Below are 2,080 nucleotides of genomic sequence, written 5' to 3'. Positions count from 1 at the left end.
GAGACACCGCTACCGGATACTCACTCAGGCGCTACCAGATACTCACCACACCGCTACCATTTCAGTCTTCTGAACAGGTGGGCACCGGGCTGCTTGCCGTGAGTTCTGCGGCGAGGGGAGCGGGGACCATCTCAAAGACGACCATGTCCGCGCCGGCGTTGACCACGGCCTCCATATCGGCGCGGAGCTGGTCAGCGGTGTCATCGCGGCCCTGCACTTTGAAGCCACTGAGGTTATCCACCGACTGCGGTGTGAAGCCCACGTGCGCGCATACCGCCAGGCCCGCATCCTTCAGGGCCTTGATCCGCGGGGCGATGCGCAATCCACCTTCGAGCTTGACCATGTGCGCCCCACTACGGTGAATCATCTCGGTGGCGCTGCGTACGCATTGCTCGTCGGAAGCCTCGTAGCTCCCAAACGGCAGATCAACAATCACTAGCGCATTACCCGCGCCACGAACAACGGCGGCGGCGAGGTACGTCATCTCGTCGATGGAGACCTGGTTCGTCGTCTCATATCCAAACACGACATTCGCCGCGGAATCTCCCACGAGCATGCATTCGATGCCCGCCTCCGCGAACACGCGCGCCGTCGAAAAGTCGTAGGCAGTGACCATCGCCCACTTTTCCCCATCAGCCTTCCTCTGCTTCAAGTCCGCTACCCGAACCTTTTTGGTGGGAACCACGTATCCAGTCATGCGGATAGCTTAGACACGGGAAACCGCAGTTCTTGGAATTCCCTAGAAATTGGATTCTCCCGCTTGGCCAGCGTGCTGCACCATCCGCACTTATGCTGGGGCGCATGACCATGACACGACCACGCACAATCAAAGCACTCGGTGTCGCGCTTGCCGCAGTCGGCCTCATGGCCGTGGCTGGGTGTGGGGCGAATGAAAACGCTAACCAGGTAGCACCACCTGCAGCAGAGAGCCAAGATGGCACCGCGACTTCCGAAGCTCCCAAGGACATTGACTACCGCACGCTTGTCGACGGAATCACCTACAAAGGCCAACCCGTCATCGTTCGCACGCCGGACCAAATCGAAGAATTCATACAAGTGTCTCGGGATGCAGAAGCCGAAAACGCAGTAGACAACGTGCAAGTTGAACCGGCTGAATGCGCGGAGACCGTCATCGACCCCGCGCGCGCACACCACGCTGACAGGATGACTGTGGATAATTTCACGATGGCGGACCTAGACATCGACAGCTTCACGCTTATCGCGCAGGACACGAGTATCGCCGATTACCGGATGACGGATATGGAGAAATCTGATGGGTCCTGTGACGAGTACACCGTGACGATGCACGGTTACATGCAGCACATCACTGACAAGGAAATCCCATTCGAAGGCGACGCGAACAAGGGACGTGCAATCATCTCGCACTCTGTTTTTGATGATGGAATTGAAGCCACCATTTATAACGTAGCCGCTGAGAAGAACGGCGCGTACGTCAATGTCGTGATCAAAGACGACTCACAGGAATCTATCGACGCCGCCAACGCCACACTCGACCAGGTGCTGGCGCGACTCTAATCCTGCCCTGGGCGACCGTACCGCTTTTGCCGATGGCTTCTTTCACGCAGCAGAAGTGGTGCGGTAACGTAGTTATCCGTTGCCCTAGTAGCTCAGTGGATAGAGCACGGCTCTCCTAAAGCCGGTGTCGGAGGTTCGATTCCTCTCTGGGGCGCCATGTGAAGTCTCGAGACATAGTTCCGGTTATGTCTCGGGGCTTCGTTTGTTTTGGTGCACGGGCTAGACCAACCCGAGGAGCTCGAGTCCCTTCGGCGTTAGTTTCATCTCAAGGGGACGTTTCTTCACCGCAGTGACATAGTGGAGATCTTCTAGTTCTACGACCTGCTCACGGACCGTGTTCCAGGAGCGATTGAGATAATGCTGTAGTTCGTTCATTGCCACCGGTGCATCGGGGCCGAAGAGTTTTGCTTGGCCGAGAATGAAGAGAATTTGGGCTTGGTAATCGGGGAGTTCTTCTTTCATTACCTTTGTCGATTCGGGGTAGTTGGTACCGTGAGTCCGCGTAGTTGGTACCGGTGTTCCACGTACCCGGTACTGCAAGGGG

1 protein-coding gene, 1 tRNA gene and 2 pseudogenes are annotated in these 2,080 nt (G+C 57.0%); 2 read left to right on the top strand and 2 right to left on the bottom strand.

All coding sequences use genetic code 11. The features are described from left to right. Positions 1-76 precede the first annotated feature (76 nt). Positions 77-697 (bottom strand): annotated as a pseudogene (locus QP994_RS10970) (3-methyl-2-oxobutanoate hydroxymethyltransferase); the annotation flags it as partial. A 104-nt stretch (positions 698-801) separates the two neighbouring features. On the opposite strand from QP994_RS10970, the gene QP994_RS10965 reads away from it, so the two are divergent. Continuing rightward, a complete protein-coding gene (locus tag QP994_RS10965) occupies positions 802-1,536 on the top strand; it encodes a hypothetical protein (RefSeq protein ID WP_284866807.1) in 735 nt (244 codons plus the stop codon). An 81-nt stretch (positions 1,537-1,617) separates the two neighbouring features. After that, a tRNA-Arg gene (locus QP994_RS10960) sits at positions 1,618-1,693 on the top strand. Positions 1,694-1,755: 62 nt separating this feature from the next. Here QP994_RS10960 and QP994_RS10955 read toward each other — a convergent pair. Then, positions 1,756-2,080: pseudogene (locus QP994_RS10955) on the bottom strand (hypothetical protein); the annotation flags it as partial.

The organism is Corynebacterium sp. MSK044, from assembly GCF_030232825.1.
In the GTDB taxonomy this organism is placed as follows: domain Bacteria; phylum Actinomycetota; class Actinomycetes; order Mycobacteriales; family Mycobacteriaceae; genus Corynebacterium.
This window is presented reverse-complemented; position numbering and strand designations above follow the sequence as displayed.